We start from the raw sequence: 18,280 nt of genomic DNA on the forward strand, positions 1-18,280 counted from the left end.
CCTTTTACACTTCGCAGTTCAGAAATTCCAAAGAGAGACCGCTCCGGTGCATCCAAATATCGACATGCCAGCATTGTTCTTGAACCAGATAGAACAAATCCTGCCTTCCCACCTTTCCATGACGGACTTTGTTGACGCCTGTAAGCGCCCTTTGCGCCGAAGCATTCGCGTCAACACCCTTAAAACGTCGATCGAAGATTTCCAACGACGTGCGTCAGAGAAAAGCTGGACCCTCACTCCGGTTCCATGGTGTGATAACGGCTTCTGGATCGACCAGGATGAGAACGATACGGTTCCTCTCGGCAATACTGCCGAGCACATGGCAGGGCTTTTCTATATTCAGGAAGCAAGCTCGATGCTGCCTGTGACAGCACTGTTTGAAAATGGGCTCCCACTGGAACGCATTCTTGATATGGCTGCTGCGCCAGGGTCTAAAACAACACAGATCGCTGCTGAGATGAACAATAACGGCTTGCTCGTTGCCAACGAGTATTCAGCAAGTCGTGTGAAAGTCCTTCATGCCAACCTGTTGCGGTGTGGCGTGCACAATGCAGCGCTCACAAAATACGATGGACGCGTGTTCGGGGAATGGCTACCAGAGACCTTTGACGCCATTTTACTTGATGCCCCCTGCTCAGGCGAAGGGACTATCCGTAAAGATGCTGATGCATTTGCGAACTGGAGCTTAGAAGCGGTTAACGACATTGCGAATACGCAAAAAGATCTGATTGTCAGTGCATTCCATGCCCTGAAGCCCGGCGGCATGATGGTTTACTCCACGTGTACCCTGAGCCACGAAGAAAACCAGCATGTCTGTTACTTCCTCAAAGAAACCTTTGGTGATGCGGTTGAGTTTGAGCCACTAAACACTTTGTTTGATGGCGCAGACGCGGCTTGCACAGAAGAAGGCTTCTTGCACGTCTTCCCTCAGATCTTTGACAGTGAAGGCTTCTTCGTAGCGCGCTTGAAAAAGACCGCGAGTGTTGGCAGCGAAATGATCAAAAAACGCCCTCGCAAGTTCCCATTCCTAAAAGCCAAGCCAAATGAGGCAGATGCAGTGTGTGTAGCGCTGAAAGAAACATTGGGGTTAGATGCCCCCGTCTCTTCCAACGTTTGGCTTCGCGATAAAGAAGTGTGGATATTCCCAGCGGCGATTGAAGCTTTGCTTCCTGAAATTAAATTCGACCGTATTGGCTTGAAACTCGCAGAGTCACATAAAAACGGATTCCGCTGGCAGCATGAAACCATCATGGCGCTGGCTAATGGCTCAGAACCATCCTGCGTTGAACTAACAGCACAAGATGCTAAAGAATGGTATATGGGAAGAGATATACGTCCAAGTGACGGCATTGGGAAAGGTGAAGTGATTGTATGCTACCGAAACCAGCCAATTGGTATTGGTAAATGGGTAGGCAATCGCATCAAAAATGGCCTTCCTAGAGAGCTAGTTAGAGACATTAATCTTTTCATCGACTAGTTGATTGCAAAAGTCTCAATGATGAAACGGCACGACAGCCTTGCACAGACTAAATTTTGAAGTGTTATTAATCTCCATTAAAACCAGTTAGCGCAAGGCTCTAACGAGCCATTCCCCTAAGTCCGGAACAGGAATCGTTCCGGACTCTTTTTATCTCACGGTTCTCGTCTTTTTCAGACATTCCTCATCCGCGTAAAGTCACAAACACACAGGCACAAAAAAAGCCACCGAAGCAGCTTTTTCTAGCATCAATGCCGTCTAACAAAAATCATTTGGTGAGGTGAATGCCATCTTGTTCAATGCGAATTCGACGCTCTTTGTAAAGGCTACCAATGGTTTTCTTAAACGTCGCTTTACTGGTGCGGAACAACTCAAAGATCTCGTCAGGGCTGCTCTTATCATTGACTGGCAAGAATCCGCCTTTTAGCTCTAACGTATGCAGCACTTTCTCAGAAAGGTCATCCAGCTTACCGCGACCAAGCTTTTGCAGAGACAGGTCGATTTTACCGTCTTCACGCATTTGCTTCACATACGCTCTCAAGCTCTTACCGACGAACAATTTACCAAACACTTCCGATTTAAACAGTAAACCTGAATGCGCATCGTTGATGGCGCACTTGTAACCCAGATCGGTTTCTTCCACGATGGTGACATGAACCTGTTCGCCTTTCTCGTAGCGAGCTGGCGTTTTATCGAGAAACTTATTGAACTTGGTCGTACCAACAATACGGCCTGATGCGTTATCCATGTACAAAAACACCAAATAAGATCGGCCTTCCTGCAAAGGAATACGCTGCTCGCTAAATGGGACCAACAGATCTTTCGGCAGCCCCCAATTGAGAAACGCGCCCACAGGCGTTGTGCTGATGCAATTTAGCTTCGCAAACTGCCCCACATGAGCCAGCGGCTTTTCGGTCGTCGCAATGATTTCATCCTGTGAATCAAAATAAATGAATACCTCAATTTCATCGCCAAGTCGTGTGCCTTTCGGGACGTATCGCTTAGGCAGCAAGATATTGCCGAAGTCCTCGCCACCATCGACAAACACGCCGAAATCAACTTCTTTAACAACAGTAAGAGTGTTCAACTGACCAATTTTAATCATCGAGGTTTTGCTCATTCATTTTGACTATCGCGCAGTATACGAGATTTATGCGAGCGACGGTTGTAGTAATTTGAATCCACATGCTGATTGATTCTTTATTGGGCGGTTTTACGGTGATTTATCTGTCCGACCAGCATCAAGATGCGAAATTTTAAACACAAAAAGACTGCTAACAAGAAAATAAAACAACTGTTGCTTTCCAAAACGACAAACGCCACGACAAGCGGTGGCGATTGTCGTGGCGTCTAAATGCAGCAAGTAAGCTTGATTACTGGTAAACCAACTCCACATTGGCCGCTTCTGCAAGCTCAATGATCGAAGTATCCGTCTCTTGAGTGAGCACTTGAATCGGCTTCTCTGCCAATTGCGTTTTACGAATGGTATCTAGAATCAAACTGCGTATAGCTTCATTGTTTTTATTGAATGCATGAGGCAAAGAGGTGTCTGAAAAATCCACACCTAAAGTGAATGCAGCCAAATTGTCGACGTCGACGACGAAGCCGTCGAAATACGCCAAAAGGGGCTCGGCAAGCACAGCATTGGAAGGTAGTTGGCAAGCCACCAGCACTTTCAAGCCATTCGCGCCACGACATAGTCCCTGCTCTGCCAACAAATCAATAATGGTTGCCGCTTCGCTCGACGTACGAACAAAAGGAACAACAATTTCTACCGGTAGGTTTTTATCGCGAATGGCACTTTTAAGCACATCGCATTCCAACACGAAACCCGGTTTTCCAACCGCACTGGCAAAGCGAGAAACACCGCGTAACCCCATCGCAGGGTTTGCTTCCCTCGGCTCAGACTCGCCGCCTTTAAGGTCACGTAAAGCCAACGTGCTTTGCTCATTAAGCATGACACGGAGTGGGCGGTCAGGATTACACTGATACGTTTTATCAAGCAAGGCTACCAGGGTTTCAACAGCTTGGGATTTATCGTCCAACGAAGCAGGATGCACGCCAACAGCATTGTTGAAAAGTGGCCCTAATGCCACCAAGCCAATTGCCTGTTCGGGATTATCAAGTTGAGCGGGAGATTTAAGAACGTAAGAATAAGTCAAATCCATTTGAGACATAGTGCACCAATACTGCCTTGTAAAAATCAACGTGCCATAACGGCATAAAATAGATAGCGAACGTTTGACAGCGTATTTTTGCAACCGCCTGATTTTCGAACGTCTAATACAAAACATACCCAGACTACTGATACGTTACAAGTGAAAAAACAAAATTGTCTTTTGTTTTACATGTTAGCGAAAGCCACAGCACAAGTTACCTGCAGATTTCCTCTGAATAGGCGAAATCTGCGGCAATAAGCAGAATAAATCGCTGAAACATAAACTCCTTGCTTTTCTAAGTACAAAATTTTGATATCTTACTGGCTTCGCAACAACGATGAAGTAAGGAAGGCAGTTTCCATGCCGATTAAAACCGACGAACTAAGAACACAACCTGTTGACACTTTGCCAACGCCAGCAGAAGTGGAAGCGGCTTCCCCACTTTCTGATACTGTTGCACTGCATATCGCGGAAGCGCGTCAACAAGCAGAAGAAATTTTAGCAGGACGCGATAACCGCCTGCTCGTCGTGGTAGGCCCATGTTCGATTCATGACCCCGATGCTGGGCTTGATTACGCAAAACGCTTGAAAGCATTTGCGGACACCCATCGCGACACGCTTCATATCATCATGCGTACCTATTTTGAAAAGCCACGCACCGTTGTTGGCTGGAAAGGCATGATCAACGATCCTCGCTTAGATGGCAGTTGTAACCTACGTGAAGGCCTATTCAAGGCGCGTAAGTTCTTACTGGATGTTAATACGTTAGGCATGCCAACAGCCACTGAGTTTCTTGACATGATCACCGGCCAATACATTGCCGACTTGGTCTCTTGGGGGGCGATTGGTGCACGTACCACTGAATCACAAATCCACCGAGAAATGGCATCAGCACTGTCTTGCCCTGTTGGCTTTAAGAATGGCACTGACGGCAATATCAAAATCGCCATTGACGCGATCCGCTCAAGCCAAACCTCTCACTTGTTCTGCTCGCCTGACAAGCAAGGTGTCATGACTATCTATCGCACCAGCGGTAATCCTTACGGTCACGTTATTCTGCGTGGTGGTCATCAACCCAATTATCACCGTCAAGATGTGGTAAGTGCTGCTGATGATCTTAATACGTTCGATTTAGTACCGCGATTGGTCGTTGACTTCAGCCATGCAAACTGCGAAAAACAACACAAACGCCAGATCGATGTTGCAGCCGATATTTGTCAGCAGATTGTTGATGGTGACACGCACATCGCTGGGATCATGGCAGAAAGCTTTATCGAAGAAGGTAATCAAGCTGTCGATAAAGACAAGATTGATAGCCTAACTTATGGTCAGTCGATTACTGACCCATGCTTAAGCTGGGACGATACAACAACAATGCTGCAAATGCTGTCGGATGCGGTTGCCAAGCGCAATAGTTAACACCCAGCAATGCAGAATCGTCACTTTTTTATTCATTAGATAAACATCAGGAACACACTATGCCTGCTTTTGATATCGTCTCGGAGATTGACAACGTTGAGCTTAAAAACGCGGTAGACAACGCTAAACGCGAGCTTCTAACCCGTTTTGACTTTCGTAATGTGGACGCAAGTTTTGAACTCAACAAAGAAGTCGTCAAGGTTTCTGCAGAATCCGATTTTCAAGTGAATCAGATGATGGACATTCTTCGTGGCAACCTCGCTAAACGAGGCGTCGATGCCCGTGCGATGGAACCAAAAGACATGATTCACTCAGGAAAAACCTTTTTCAGCGATGTACATTTTAAAAACGGCATTGAAGCCTTGATCGCGAAGAAGCTCGTTAAGTTGATCAAAGACGCCAAGATTAAAGTGCAAACTCAAATCCAAGGCGATCAACTTCGTGTCACCGGAAAGAATCGTGATGATCTACAAGCTGTCATGAAATTGGTTCGCGAAGCGGATATGGGGCAACCATTCCAGTTCGATAACTTCCGCGACTAATCCCGCTTTCTTGCTGAATTGAGAAGCCATTTGCTTATCGAGTGAATGGCTTTTTTGTTTTTTAAGCCTGTTCTAGGAAAATACCAATGACAAACATCGTATATATTGCTACCAGCTTAGATGGCTACATCGCTGACAAAAACGGCGGTATTGAATGGCTTCACAGCATTCCTAATCCTGAGGGCTTGGATTTTGGGTGGGCTGAGTTCATGCAAAGTGTTGATGCATTGGTGATGGGCAGAAATACTTTCGAAACCGTCTGTGGATTTGGTATTGACTGGCCCTACTCCAAACCCGTTTTCGTCATAAGTCATACCCTCAAGTGCATTCCCAACGCCTACGAAGACAAAGTGTTTCTTGTATCTGGAGATATCAAAGAGATTGTCACCAATCTCAACGAGCAGGGCTATAAAACACTTTACATCGACGGCGGTAAAACCGTTCAGAGTTTTCTAGAACAAGATCTGATTGACGAACTTATTGTTACTCAAATCCCTACGTTACTCGGTGGCGGCGCATCACTGTTTGGTCTGCTTGAGCAACCTCAACAATATACGTTGGTAAAAAGCGAAGTGTTGTTGAACGCCATGGTGAAAAATCACTATCGCCGCGTGCGTTAATCAAACACCTAAAATTAAGCGAATTCGATTTGACGAGTTCGCTTTTTCAACATTACATCAAAGTAAATTGCTTCACATCCGCTTGGCTACTCATTCTCAGATGCGGCTACTTAACATCGACAATACGGCTCGCTTTTTTGTACTTAACCCGCCATCCATTCCACGAAGGTAACTCCCACCGCTTTGGCCCATCCTTTCGATTACCTTTAACATAGTGAACAACGACCATGCGTTTAGATCTAGAATATTCAACGTCGAGTTTTAACTCAGCCAAGGTGACCTGTAACGGGTATGTCCGAACAAAGTCGTCAAACTCCCAAGATGGAATGCCATCAAACTGAATGTCGCTTGGGTCGATCAAGTCCATGTCATCAACTGTTTCAACACCAAGATCAGAAAGCGTCTGCTCGAGCCAAACCAAGACATCAACTGCCGGCTGTGGTTTTTCAGCAACCAAGGTTTGGAATAAATTCCAGTAAGTGACCTGATGGGATAGGTGCTCGCCAACACCATTCATCAATTCGCCGTCTAGAATCTGCTTGGCTATCGCGAGAAGTAAACTCGCGCCCTCGGCTTCACGTTCACATTGTTCTATGATTCTCCCCGCATATACGCGCTGAACCACATCAAACACTTTGCCCGCTTTTTCAATCTGCTCGGCTATTTCCAGCTCGCCCAAGTCGGCATGCGTAAGCCATAAAAAGGGCAACGGAGCCATGCAGGTGGCGTACGATGTGGTTTGCTTTGCGCCTCGGCCAGCTAAGTGGAACTGATCAAATACAAGCGCCGCTTGCGGCTCTGCAGGGAAATCACTATCACGGCTGAGTACCACTTCACTGTCACCATTTCCAAACGCCTGTTGACGCTTCTCTCGCCTTACAAAGGCAAGCTCTGGTGCAATGTCGATGACATTGCGCAAGAAGTTTTCTCGCTGAAATCGACTGGCAGCATCCCATTGCGGCAACACCATGGCCTCTCTCAAAGACGCAGATAAACGTCTTGCTTCATCACGTGCAAGCAGATCCACATCAATGTCTTCTGACTGCTCACCGCGTAGCACAGCGATTGAAGTGACAACGTCACACGCATGCGTATTCCATGCCTTGTAGTTCTCTAATGCCATTTCACCGGGTCGACGCTTCCAGACGGTCACTGGCGTTTGCAGTATGGCGGCCAAATCACACATGGCTTCTTTGTTCGGCCTAGACGTCATACCGGATATCAAGTGGGCAAACAGAGAATCAATCGGGAGTGGATAAAGCAATTTACCATGCTCGGTCACTACGCCATTGTTATCAATTGCCCCCATAGCAATGAGTCTTGTGCGTGCGGATAGCAGAGACTTGTCGGGTAAAGGAGAAAGAAACACGAGTTGGTCTAATGTAAAACCACTGCACGCTGCAGCAAGCATGGTTTCAATCAAATCTTCGCGTTCAAGCTCTGGCGGTGTAAAAGCTTCAAGCGGCGCATGTTGACCATAAAGTCGTTCGCAATACCCTGCTGCTATTCGCCCAGCACGCCCTGCCCGCTGCTTGGCGCTCGCCTTGGAGATAGTATGGAGCGCCAACGCTGTTCGACCATTGCGTTGATGGGTGCGCCTTTCCATTCCCGTATCAATAACTGTCACGATGCCAGGAATGGTTAATGAGGTTTCCGCCACATTGGTCGCCAACACAATGCGTTGATTGTCGCTTTGGTTCAGTGCGTGTTTTCGATCAAGATCGGACACCGATGCATGAAGTGGAATAACATCAGCGCCGAGTCCACTCAACGCCGAACGGCACAGATTGATTTCCTTTTTCCCTGGCAGAAACACCAGTAAATCACCGCCGCGTTCCAATGCACGCTCAACCACAGGCTTTAGTCGTGATTCTATGTGCTTGCCCGACGGCATCACTTGACTGTCTGAGGCATGATAAGAAACCGTGACACCGTAACTCTTGGCATCCGCTTTAAGCATCTCCGCATGAAAATATTGGCTAAGTTTGTCACTGTCTAACGTGGCAGACGTGATGATCAATCGGTGCTTGTTCAGTTTATTTAGTAGCGCTGCCAGCAAATCGGTTTCTGCACGTCGTTCGTGGAATTCATCAATCATCACCACATCGAACTTAGAAAGCTTATCTTCACTGAACCAACGAAGCACAACGCCTGGGGTCGCAAAAACAATCTGAGTGTCATCACTAAAACGATAATCAAACTTGATGGCATACCCGACTTGCTCACCAATCTTTGCGCCTATACTTTCTGCGACAAAGCCCGTCAGTGATGTACAAGCCACACGACGTGGCTCAATCACAAGCACTCGACCAAGTTTCGATGCCCAAACAGGCAAGCGCGTGGACTTGCCTGTTCCGGTGTCTGATTGAATAATCACATTACGCTTGGCTAACGCGATTTCGACAGATGCTTGAATAGCGTCAATGGGTAGCTGAAGGGTTGATTTGATCATGGATTCATTGTGTAGGCGTTTGAATTTCAATGCGCCTAGTGTACCTCAGAACAGTGCCCAAACAGCGCCAAACGTTTCTTGATTTTCAATAGACAACGAGATGAGTGGATATCCACCCGACTTGTTTGTAGTAGGTCACTGTTTAAGGTTCAGGTGGTCGCTTTGTTTAAAATGATCTTGAACGTGCAAGGTCAACACCACTACACTGCTTAAACGGGAAGTAAATTCCCGTCTGTCTAAACACTTACCCTATTTTAATCATGTCTTCTGAAAGAATTGAGTTGTCTTCTTCATGCATAATCAAAAACGTCCACTCTACATTCCATACGCTGGCCCAGCGTTGCTTGAAACGCCGCTGCTTAACAAAGGCAGTGCGTTCTCTGTTGAAGAGCGGATGTTCTTCAATCTGGAAGGCCTACTTCCAGAAGCTATTGAGTCAATAGAAGAACAGGCAGAACGTGCCTACAAACAATATCAGCGTTTCGAAAACGATATGGATAAGCACATTTATTTGCGCAATATCCAAGATACTAACGAAACCCTGTTTTATCGCTTAGTGAATAGCCATATCAGCGAAATGATGCCGATAATCTACACCCCGACTGTCGGTGCAGCCTGTGAAAATTTCTCTGAAATTTATCGTCGTGGCCGTGGCTTGTTTATCTCTTACCCGAACCGCTACCGCATTGACGACATGCTTAACAATGCTTCTCGCCACAACGTTAAAGTTATCGTGGTGACTGACGGTGAACGTATTCTTGGTCTGGGTGACCAAGGTATCGGTGGCATGGGTATTCCTATTGGCAAGCTTTCGCTTTATACCGCATGTGGTGGTATCAGCCCCGCTTATACATTGCCAATCGTATTGGATGTGGGTACCAATAACCCACAGCGATTGTCTGACCCTATGTACATGGGTTGGAGGCATACGCGTATCACAGGCCAAGATTACGATGATTTTATCGAAGAATTCATCCAAGCCGTTCAGCATCGCTGGCCAGATGCACTGATCCAGTTTGAGGATTTCGCACAAAAGAACGCAATGCCAATCCTTGAGCGCTACAAAGATCGCGTCTGCTGTTTTAATGACGACATTCAAGGTACCGCTGCTGTTACCGTGGGATCTTTGATTGCCGCCTGTAAAGCTGCAGGCACCAAGCTATCCGACCAACGTGTCACCTTCCTTGGTGCGGGCTCTGCTGGCTGTGGTATCGCTGAAGCGATTATTGCCCAAATGGTTTCCGAAGGGATCAGCGACAAAGAAGCGCGACAACACGTCTTCATGGTTGATCGCTGGGGTCTATTGATTGATGCCATGCCAAACCTGCTCGACTTCCAACAGAAGTTGGTTCAGAAATCGTCAGCAATTAAAAATTGGGAACTCGCAGACCAAAACATCTCCCTGTTAGACGTGGTGAAGAATGCTAAGCCTACAGTCTTGATTGGAGTCTCTGGTGCACCAGGCTTGTTCAGCGAAGATGTGATCAAAGCGATGCATGAACATTGCGAACGCCCGATTGTATTTCCACTGTCAAATCCAACAAGCCGCGTGGAAGCCACGCCGTTTGATATTCTGCGTTGGACCAACGGCGAAGCATTAGTGGCGACGGGAAGCCCGTTTGATCCCGTTGTTCTGGATGGTGGTAAAACCTATACCATCGCCCAGTGTAACAACAGCTACATCTTCCCTGGCATTGGTCTCGGTGTGCTGGCAACAGACGCGAAACGCGTGACTGATGGCATGTTGATGGAATCAAGCCGCGCATTGGCCGAATGTTCTCCGTTAGCAAAATATGGTCGAGGTCCACTGCTACCGCCTCTAGAAGAGATTCAGTCGGTATCGCGATACATTGCTCTCGCTGTGGCAAAGAAAGCCATTGAAGACGGTGTTGCGCTGGAACTGACCGACGACGTGTTACAAGAACGCATTGATGCGATCTTCTGGGAACCGAAGTACCGTCAGTACAAACGTACGTCATTCTAACGCTGAATCATTAAATAATTTGAACAAGAACCTCCGTTTTCCGTAAGGAAGCGGCGGTTCTTTTTGTTTTTTTTCATTTTTTAGTTTAACCTTCTGGTTCCTCACTGGTTTTAGTACCTTTCTAATTGTGATGTCATTTCGAAAAGCGTCAACTGCTGTCTTTATTCTTTTTATTATCTCGCTACTCAGTATTGCGGCGATGGATCTCTGGGTCTCTTATCAAGCAAAAGATCGCATTTACGATTCGATCGCTGAAACGCCTGCTCGTCATGTTGGCTTGGTATTGGGCACCAGCAAATACATTGGAAAGACCCTTAACCCTTTTTATACCTACCGAATAGAAGCGGCTCAACGCCTTTATCTCAACAACAAAGTCGATGTATTGCTGCTCAGTGGTGACAACGCGCATCGCTCTTATAACGAACCATGGACGATGAAAAGAGATATGCTAAAAGCAGGTATTCCTGATGACCGTATCTTTCTTGATTACGCAGGATTTAGAACGCTTGATTCCATCGTACGAGCCAAGAAAGTCTTTGATGCAGACGAATTCACGCTAGTCACTCAAGCATTTCACTGTGAACGCGCCCTCTTCATTGCAGACTATTACGAAATTGATGCTATTTGTCTGGCCGTGCCAAGTCCAAAAGGGCTGGCAGGTTTAAAAATACGCGCTCGTGAAATACTTGCACGAGTAAAAGCCGTGCTGGATATCTATGTTCTAAACGAGCAGCCCAAATTCCTCGGCCCCAAAGAAACCATCCCGACCGAAACACTTTCTCTTCCTGAGTAACACTCTGTCACACCCTCTCAAATCTGGTGGGTGGAAACCTACCCATTTAAAATTCACGCCATCCCAGTTTTAAACATTCAAGCAACATCTTGTTAATGATGTGGTTTGGCGCTCTCTACGAAATCATTTAGGTAGGCAATAATGCAGTTGAATTCAATTCAAACAATAAAAACCACCCTACATATTCTTAGAGGAAGTCGATATGACAGCATTAACCCTTGCTTTCAAAGATTGGCTGTTTAACAAAAATAGCCTAATTCTTATAGCCAACGTTGCACTGTTCACCCTTATGATGACCTTCCTTCCTTTCGAGAAGGACGTTGTCGTCGGTCTAAGCCTGCTTGTTTTCATCGCCGTACTTTGGCTTACCGAAGCGCTACACGTCAGTATTACTGCGCTGCTTGTTCCGGTACTTGCCGTCGGTTTAGGGGTCTTTAATACCTCTACAGCGCTGTCAAATTTTTCCAATCCCATTATCTTTCTCTTTCTGGGTGGCTTTGCGCTAGCGGCTGCGCTTCATACCCAAAAACTTGATCAGGCCATTGCCGACAAAGTGCTGGTCATTGCCAAAGGCAGAATGAGCGTTGCTGTGATGATGTTGTTTGGTGTTACTGCCGGCCTTTCAATGTGGATTTCAAACACAGCAACAACGGCAATGATGCTGCCATTGGTTCTTGGCGTACTCAGCAAGGTCAATGCAAAATCTGACCGTGGTACCTACGTGTTTGTACTTCTAGGTATCGCATATTGCGCCAGCATTGGTGGTATCGCGACAATTGTTGGTAGCCCTCCCAACGCCATTGCAGCGGCAGAAGTTAACTTAAACTTTATAGAGTGGATGAAACTAGGCCTGCCAATTACCGTCACGTTGTTACCGATCACCATTGCCGTTCTTTATTTCTTGACCAAACCCAATTTGAACCACACCTTCGAACTGGATCACAAGCCTATTGAGTGGACCAATGCGCGTCGTCTTACTCTGGCTATTTTTGCACTGACGGTGTTCTGTTGGATCTTCAGTAAGCCAATCAACCAAATGCTGGGTGGCTTAAGTAAATTTGACTCCCTTGTCGCTATCTCTGCCATTATCCTTCTTGGCGCATCACGTGTGGTTAATTGGAAAGATATCGAGAAAACAACAGACTGGGGTGTATTACTGCTGTTTGGTGGCGGCTTGTGTTTGAGCAACGTGTTGAAAGCGACCGGGACCAGTGTGTTCTTGGCTGAATCGTTGAGCAGCTTCCTTTCATCAGCAGGCATCTTCTTTACCTTGCTGGCTGTTGTGGCATTTGTCGTGTTTCTGACGGAATTTGCCAGTAACACCGCGAGTGCTGCGCTTCTCGTACCTGTATTCGCCACGGTTGCTGAAGCACTTGGGGTTTCACCCGTAATTCTGTCTGCATTGATTGCCATTGCAGCCTCCTGTGCCTTTATGTTGCCTGTCGCCACGCCGCCAAATGCCATTGTTTTCGCATCAGGTCACATCAAACAGTCAGAGATGATGCGTGCAGGAATTTACTTGAATGTGGTTGCCATTACTGTTCTCGCGATATTTGCTTGGTTGTTTTGGTAACAGAACCTCGTTTTCAAGGCGCAATCAACACGTAAACCATGTGGCCTTCGGGCCACTTTTGGTTTCAGTATCCTTGCTCAGGAATATGTCGCTATTGTTCACAGCGCACAGCACGCTATTTGTTTCAATAATATAACAGCGGTACACTGGCAACAGTTAAAACAAAACAAGAGACTCTCATGCCATTTGCCGAAATTACTGGCTGGGGAAAATGCTTACCTCAGGCAGAACTCACCAACAACGACATAAGCACCATCATTGACACTTCAGACGAATGGATTTCTTCTCGAACCGGTATCAGTGCTCGCCGCATCAGCCACGTCAACACATCAGACATGGCAACAATTGCCGCAAAACATGCGCTGGCAACAGCGGGGATTGAAGGTGCTGATGTTGATCTCATCATCGTCGCCACTTGCTCGCCAGATACGTTAATTCCGAACATTGCCTCGAAAGTACAGCTTGAAATTGGCGCTAAGAAAGCGGCTGCGTTCGATTTAAACGCAGCGTGTACCGGATTTTTGTATGCGCTTGAAACAGCGACGAGAATGATTCAGGCTGGTGCGTATCAACATGCAGTGATCATTGGTGCGGAGCGCTTGAGCTGGTATCTCGATTGGAGCAAACGTGATACTGCCGTTTTGTTTGGTGATGGCGCAGGCGCCGTTGTGCTGAGTAAAACAGATAAAGAAGTAGGACTACTCGAAGCCCAACTTGGCTGTGATTCCGAAGGAAGAGATGTGCTCGCTATCCCTGCATTTGGCACCGCCATGCAGCGCTTTGAAGAAGACAGCGGCTATTTCAGCTTTAACTTCGTTGGCCGTGAAATTTTCAGACGTGCCGTAAAAGGCATGGGAGCCGCTGCAAGTGCCGTTCTCGGACGCGCTAATGCAACGGAAAGTGATATTGACTTGGTGATCCCACATCAAGCTAACAAGCGCATTATCGAAGCACTTTGCGATCACGCAAAGATCCCGTTGGATAAAGCGTTTATTAATATCCACAAGTATGGCAATACTTCGGCTGCAACCATTCCAATCGCGTTGTGTGAAGCCGTTGAAGAAGGCCGAGTGACACCAAACAGCACATTGTTGATGGCAGCATTTGGTGCAGGCCTGACTTGGGGTGCGGGCGTGATACGTTGGGGTGATCGCACTTCGCCGATTAACGTGTCGGACGCCGCACTTCCTGAGCCAGAAACATCCGCTCTGGGCTTGCTAGAAAATGCGGTTAAACACTGCAAAGCAAACGCTGAAAAAACACAGCTGTAAACAGCGCACCGCATAGAAAAAAAATGAAATTTAAAAAAAGCAGCTTATCAACGCTGCTTTTTTTGTTTAAACCGTCATCAGTGTTTCAGCAAACACTTCCACCCGATTTCTTCCGAGTTGTTTGGCTCGATAAAGAGCGTCATCAGCATCTGCGATCATTGCAGCGATACTGGCTTCGCGCATCGATGACACACCAATACTGCACGTTAGCAATTCGCCATGAGACCATGCTGTAGACTCAAACGCGGATCGAATTCTTTCGGCTAAGAAGGATGCTTGAGCTAAGTTGCGCTTAGGACAGAAAATCACAAACTCTTCTCCCCCCCAACGGACAATGACATCGCTAGTACTTGCTGATTCTCGCATGATTTTCGCCGTACTCACGAGTAGTTTGTCACCCATGTCATGACCGTAGGTGTCATTGACATACTTAAAGTGGTCAATGTCCAAACACAACACCGTGCAGCTTCTATCGTCCATCGAAGTAATATGTTTTTCGAGTTCCTGATAGATACCCAAGCGATTTCTCAAGCCTGTGAGTGCATCAGTATTGGCAAGCACTGACAAGGTTTCACTTTTTTGCTTTAACGCCAAGTTAATCACTTTCAAACGGTCTGCTCGTGAACGCTCCAGATTATAGATACGTCGGCTTTGCGTGTATTTAACCGTCAATAGCGTCATGATAGTGGCAAGCCAAACAAACGTTATTCCACGAAAAAGCTGAGACTCTGAGAGCATCAGTCCCTCAAAGCGAATACCTCTGATAACAAGCTCATGCTCACCCAATATTGGCGCACTACCCGTTGCTATCTCTATCAATGAGACATTACTCAATTCTGGCCCAGCATGCTCCAGCGGTATATCTAGATCAGAGATCCACCAAGAGATAACCTGAAACGCTTTTAAAGGCAGCACGTACTCAGACATCGATCCACTCGGGTTGTATTCAAGCCCATTAAATTTCAGCGAAACAGGGTCATCAATACGAGAGTATGCCGAATTGAAGTTTCTCAGATACACGCGTAAGCGCTGATTCGGCTCAGGCGTATCGTAAGCAGCCTCAATGACCATAGAATGATAGTGCGTTAAATCAATCCCGTTTGCAGCATCCGCGCTTAAACTGATCGCCACTTCACAGAAAGGCCATCGGTGCGCTTTACCCAGATTGCAGTTAAGAACAACGTATCCATCGCCATCAACGGTAACACTTCCTTGTGTATCTCCCCCCATTGGGGTGTCATCAATATATTCAACCTTAAACTCTGTTGGAGATACCGTGTAGGTTGAACGCGCACCACCAGCATAAAACCAAAAAATGGCGACGACAGACAAGAATAAAAGCACAAGGAGTACGAAAAGAGTTCGCGAAGTGTTCTGTTTCAAAATCACCTGATCAACTTATCCAATTCTTATTGATACAACTCAGATAGCTGAGGAATTATTTCACACATAACGCCGAATAGATCAGCGGTACATGAAGCCAATTTAATGTTTTGGTATGAGAAAAGGCACCTTTCACTCAGGTGCCTTTCGTTTCCAAGCGTCTCAGCTAAGACTTTAGCGCTGGATATTCAAAAATGCAGCGCCACGGACTCCGCCGGAGTCTCCGTGCTTGGCTTTGATGATTTTTGGAGGGTGAGCAATGGAAAGTAAATGCTTAGGAAGACGTTTAGGCATTTCTTCATAGATGGCATCGAAATTCGACAGTCCACCACCTAACACCACCACATCGGGATCAATACCGGTAAACAAACCAGCAAAGACCATCGCTAGCATTTCCATATAGATGTCGACGAACTCAACATCACGAGATTCACCTGCTTTAAAATCCGCAATAATATTGACCGCTTTTTTCTCTTCTCCATGAAAATGCGTGTACAGCATTTCAAATCCGCGACCAGAGAGATAGTTGTCGATACAGCCTTTTTTCTCACAACCACATTCAAAAATTGGCGCATTTTTACCAAGGTGCAGCCAAGCGTCAATCGGCATGCGCATGTGTCCGAGCTCACCCGCGACATTATTCTTACCAGAAACAATCTTGCCATCCAGCACAATGCCACCGCCGAACCCTGTGCCCAGAATCAAGCCAAGGACAACCTTTTCACCTTGAAGCTCTTCATCCCACGCTTCAGACAGCGCGAAGCAGTTCGCATCATTGTTAAGCGCTACCGCTCGGCCAATTTTTGCTTCAAGATCTGCACGAAGCGTTCTACCTTTCGCAGCTGGCACATTGACCGTTAACACTGTGCCATCTTCAGCCTTTTCAATGCCGGGAATACCAAGCCCGACCGTGCCTTCACAACCAAATTTTTGGTCGTATTTCGCCACTAAGCCCGCTAGCGTTTCAACCAACAGCTCATAGTTGTCTCCAGGGGTAGGCTCGCGCTCTGTTGCCTGACGCTTTAGATCATTGTCAAATGCGCCAAACTCAATTTTGGTGCCACCTACATCAAAGCCGTAATACATCCTTTACTCCGTTGTTCCTAATAGCAAAATCGTCAATCTGTTTGAATTATCCCTGTTTCAAACGGTTCTTAATGTGACTAAAGACAAAGTAACTCTTTGTGTCGTCTTTTCAGCGCTACAACTATGCGAAGTGAATCGCAAACCATTGTTAAATTAGAGGGTTCGAAGCTCTCTATATTTATCAAGCGCAGCCGGGTCTGGGAGATTACGCTGTTTTTTCCCCGTCAAATAGTACTCACGGAACACATCAAACCATGCATCCAAACATTGGGACGCTTTGATATCCCCCGCAAGTGCCAGCACTTGTGCGGCCACCTCTGCTGTTGCAAGCTGACCTTCACCGTTCGCTTCTCTCATTTGATAACGCGATTGCGTATCGACCTTGATGCTTAGAACGGGCACTTCATCTAACCAAGGGCTCTTACGGAATATTTTTTTCGCTTCCTGCCAAGTGCCATCAATCATGATGAAAAGAGGACGTTTTCCCGCTTTTATCACTGGCTGACTAACAACGCGGTCTTCGCTGGCATACTGTGCAGGGAAAACAACGAATGGCTGCCATATCGGGTCATTGACCAACGCCACCATCTCTTCATTGGGCGTTTTACGCGACCAAATATACGCGTAGGTATCTTCAACTGTATCCGCGATGAGACGCCCAGTATTACTCGGCTTTAATACCTCATCATCATACATAACGAGCAAAAATCCGGCGTTCGTCGTCAAGGTTTGTCTTTCTTCACAAATACATAACCTTTCAACAACCATGCAGTGAATACAGCGAACAACACTGGCCCCTCGCGCACGAAATGGCTTAGTCGATTGCGCAAGCCTTTGATCGTAGAGTTTGTGAATGGCGTGAGGTTTCATGGGGTGCGCCTTAAAAGAATAAAGGCGCATTTTAATCAGAGCAGAGAGCAGTGCAACCACTTGTTTGCGCTAAGATGCGATATGCGCGAACTTAGTGCCATCCCGACGTTACCACCAGAGGTTTAAGCACACTCAGCAACAGCAGCATCAAACAGGTTTTTAACCAGACCAATATACTCTTCAAGCACGTTAATCTGAGCAAACGTAGGTTTCTGATTCCAAACCGAGCTCAATATCTCTTCTAAATCGGCAACCACTTTATCCGCTTCGCTCATCACCGCAAAGCGCAGTGGTTGTGGCATGTCTTTGTTCTGTTCACAAATGACCATAAGTTGGCTTGCAACCAGTTCATGGACAAGATCATCAATGTTTTCAGAACCAACTTTGTCACCTGACGCAGCAAACACAGCCAAGTTTTCAATGAAATACTCAATTAGAGCCGCATATCCATCTGACTCAACGACCATTTAATACCTCCAATGCGTGACTTCCTACGTCCAATTTTATTGCTCTGACATGAAAATTGATACCAATTAATTAGCCATATGTCACTTATTTGAGTCATAGTACTCACAAGAGAGCCCAGTGTTACTACATTATAAGTTCGATGACGCAAGCGTAGCACTTTAACGCGTCTTTTCATGGCGAAAT

15 protein-coding genes are annotated in these 18,280 nt (G+C 46.5%); 8 read left to right on the plus strand and 7 right to left on the minus strand.

The genetic code is table 11. The features are described 5' to 3' along the window. The first annotated feature begins 46 nt into the window (after positions 1 to 46). Positions 47 to 1,477 (plus strand): 16S rRNA (cytosine(1407)-C(5))-methyltransferase RsmF, encoded by a 1,431-nt coding sequence (gene rsmF, locus A1OO_RS09035; protein WP_026023785.1) that lies wholly within the window; start codon positions 47 to 49, stop codon positions 1,475 to 1,477. 268 nt (positions 1,478 to 1,745) lie between these two features. On the opposite strand, the gene A1OO_RS09040 is transcribed toward rsmF, so the two are convergent. Both A1OO_RS09040 and A1OO_RS09045 read right to left on the minus strand, forming a co-directional pair. After that, positions 1,746 to 2,582, minus strand: coding sequence for a CvfB family protein (locus A1OO_RS09040; RefSeq protein WP_016962178.1), 837 nt, complete (start codon positions 2,580 to 2,582; stop codon positions 1,746 to 1,748). Positions 2,583 to 2,850: 268 nt separating this feature from the next. After that, a complete protein-coding gene (locus tag A1OO_RS09045; RefSeq protein WP_016962179.1) occupies positions 2,851 to 3,654 on the minus strand; it encodes a putative PEP-binding protein in 804 nt (267 codons plus the stop codon). Positions 3,655 to 3,996: 342 nt separating this feature from the next. Between A1OO_RS09045 and A1OO_RS09050 the strand changes: the two genes are divergently transcribed. The 3 genes from A1OO_RS09050 (at position 3,997) to A1OO_RS09060 (ending at position 6,217) form a co-directional block, all read left to right on the plus strand. Then, positions 3,997 to 5,055 carry a 3-deoxy-7-phosphoheptulonate synthase gene (locus tag A1OO_RS09050; RefSeq protein ID WP_016962180.1) on the plus strand — a complete coding sequence of 353 codons (1,059 nt, stop codon included), beginning with the start codon at positions 3,997 to 3,999 and terminating at the stop codon, positions 5,053 to 5,055. A gap of 59 nt (positions 5,056 to 5,114) precedes the next feature. Beyond that, a complete protein-coding gene (locus A1OO_RS09055; RefSeq protein WP_016962181.1) occupies positions 5,115 to 5,597 on the plus strand; it encodes a YajQ family cyclic di-GMP-binding protein in 483 nt (160 codons plus the stop codon). 86 nt (positions 5,598 to 5,683) lie between these two features. After that, entirely contained in the window at positions 5,684 to 6,217 is a 534-nt protein-coding gene (locus A1OO_RS09060; protein WP_016962182.1) for a dihydrofolate reductase family protein, read from the plus strand. A gap of 106 nt (positions 6,218 to 6,323) precedes the next feature. On the opposite strand, the gene A1OO_RS09065 is transcribed toward A1OO_RS09060, so the two are convergent. Continuing rightward, on the minus strand, positions 6,324 to 8,669 hold the full coding sequence (locus A1OO_RS09065) for a helicase-related protein (protein WP_017002786.1): 2,346 nt from the start codon (positions 8,667 to 8,669) through the stop codon (positions 6,324 to 6,326). A gap of 292 nt (positions 8,670 to 8,961) precedes the next feature. Here A1OO_RS09065 and A1OO_RS09070 point away from each other — a divergent pair, with 292 nt between their 5' ends. The 4 genes from A1OO_RS09070 (at position 8,962) to A1OO_RS09085 (ending at position 14,290) form a co-directional block, all read left to right on the plus strand. Further along, positions 8,962 to 10,653, plus strand: coding sequence for an NAD-dependent malic enzyme (locus A1OO_RS09070; protein WP_016962184.1), 1,692 nt, complete (start codon positions 8,962 to 8,964; stop codon positions 10,651 to 10,653). 130 nt (positions 10,654 to 10,783) lie between these two features. Then, positions 10,784 to 11,446, plus strand: a complete 663-nt coding sequence (locus tag A1OO_RS09075) for a SanA/YdcF family protein (protein WP_017002787.1) — start codon at positions 10,784 to 10,786, stop codon at positions 11,444 to 11,446. 202 nt (positions 11,447 to 11,648) lie between these two features. Beyond that, positions 11,649 to 13,019, plus strand: coding sequence for an SLC13 family permease (locus tag A1OO_RS09080; RefSeq protein ID WP_017002788.1), 1,371 nt, complete (start codon positions 11,649 to 11,651; stop codon positions 13,017 to 13,019). Between the two features lie 179 nt (positions 13,020 to 13,198). After that, positions 13,199 to 14,290, plus strand: a complete 1,092-nt coding sequence (locus tag A1OO_RS09085; RefSeq protein WP_016962187.1) for a ketoacyl-ACP synthase III — start codon at positions 13,199 to 13,201, stop codon at positions 14,288 to 14,290. Positions 14,291 to 14,356: 66 nt separating this feature from the next. On the opposite strand, the gene A1OO_RS09090 is transcribed toward A1OO_RS09085, so the two are convergent. The 4 genes from A1OO_RS09090 to A1OO_RS09105 all read right to left on the minus strand — a co-directional run bounded on the left by A1OO_RS09090 (position 14,357) and on the right by A1OO_RS09105 (position 18,096). Next, positions 14,357 to 15,634 (minus strand): GGDEF domain-containing protein, encoded by a 1,278-nt coding sequence (locus A1OO_RS09090; RefSeq protein WP_241819080.1) that lies wholly within the window; start codon positions 15,632 to 15,634, stop codon positions 14,357 to 14,359. Positions 15,635 to 15,847: 213 nt separating this feature from the next. After that, positions 15,848 to 16,759, minus strand: coding sequence for an N-acetylglucosamine kinase (gene nagK / locus A1OO_RS09095; protein WP_017002790.1), 912 nt, complete (start codon positions 16,757 to 16,759; stop codon positions 15,848 to 15,850). Positions 16,760 to 16,912: 153 nt separating this feature from the next. Next, positions 16,913 to 17,629, minus strand: a complete 717-nt coding sequence (locus A1OO_RS09100; RefSeq protein ID WP_016962190.1) for a tRNA-uridine aminocarboxypropyltransferase — start codon at positions 17,627 to 17,629, stop codon at positions 16,913 to 16,915. A 122-nt stretch (positions 17,630 to 17,751) separates the two neighbouring features. Further along, complete coding sequence (locus A1OO_RS09105) at positions 17,752 to 18,096, minus strand: DUF3802 family protein (RefSeq protein ID WP_016962191.1); 345 nt, start codon at positions 18,094 to 18,096, stop codon at positions 17,752 to 17,754. Between the last annotated feature and the right edge of the window lie 184 nt (positions 18,097 to 18,280).

The sequence above is a fragment of the Enterovibrio norvegicus FF-33 genome (genome assembly GCF_000286835.2).
In the GTDB taxonomy this organism is placed as follows: Bacteria; Pseudomonadota; Gammaproteobacteria; order Enterobacterales; family Vibrionaceae; genus Enterovibrio; species Enterovibrio norvegicus_A.

What these genes read in the sequence shown, in the direction of transcription:
- nagK (WP_017002790.1), bottom strand. Translation starts at nt 16,759, where the DNA reads ATGTATTACGGCTTTGATGTAGGTGGCACCAAAATTGAGTTTGGCGCA.
- A1OO_RS09040 (WP_016962178.1), bottom strand. Translation starts at nt 2,582, where the DNA reads ATGATTAAAATTGGTCAGTTGAACACTCTTACTGTTGTTAAAGAAGTT.
- A1OO_RS09085 (WP_016962187.1), top strand. Translation starts at nt 13,199, where the DNA reads ATGCCATTTGCCGAAATTACTGGCTGGGGAAAATGCTTACCTCAGGCA.
- A1OO_RS09045 (WP_016962179.1), bottom strand. Translation starts at nt 3,654, where the DNA reads ATGTCTCAAATGGATTTGACTTATTCTTACGTTCTTAAATCTCCCGCT.
- A1OO_RS09080 (WP_017002788.1), top strand. Translation starts at nt 11,649, where the DNA reads ATGACAGCATTAACCCTTGCTTTCAAAGATTGGCTGTTTAACAAAAAT.
- A1OO_RS09075 (WP_017002787.1), top strand. Translation starts at nt 10,784, where the DNA reads ATGTCATTTCGAAAAGCGTCAACTGCTGTCTTTATTCTTTTTATTATC.
- A1OO_RS09105 (WP_016962191.1), bottom strand. Translation starts at nt 18,096, where the DNA reads ATGGTCGTTGAGTCAGATGGATATGCGGCTCTAATTGAGTATTTCATT.
- A1OO_RS09055 (WP_016962181.1), top strand. Translation starts at nt 5,115, where the DNA reads ATGCCTGCTTTTGATATCGTCTCGGAGATTGACAACGTTGAGCTTAAA.
- A1OO_RS09070 (WP_016962184.1), top strand. Translation starts at nt 8,962, where the DNA reads ATGCATAATCAAAAACGTCCACTCTACATTCCATACGCTGGCCCAGCG.
- A1OO_RS09060 (WP_016962182.1), top strand. Translation starts at nt 5,684, where the DNA reads ATGACAAACATCGTATATATTGCTACCAGCTTAGATGGCTACATCGCT.
- A1OO_RS09100 (WP_016962190.1), bottom strand. Translation starts at nt 17,629, where the DNA reads ATGAAACCTCACGCCATTCACAAACTCTACGATCAAAGGCTTGCGCAA.
- A1OO_RS09050 (WP_016962180.1), top strand. Translation starts at nt 3,997, where the DNA reads ATGCCGATTAAAACCGACGAACTAAGAACACAACCTGTTGACACTTTG.
- A1OO_RS09065 (WP_017002786.1), bottom strand. Translation starts at nt 8,669, where the DNA reads ATGATCAAATCAACCCTTCAGCTACCCATTGACGCTATTCAAGCATCT.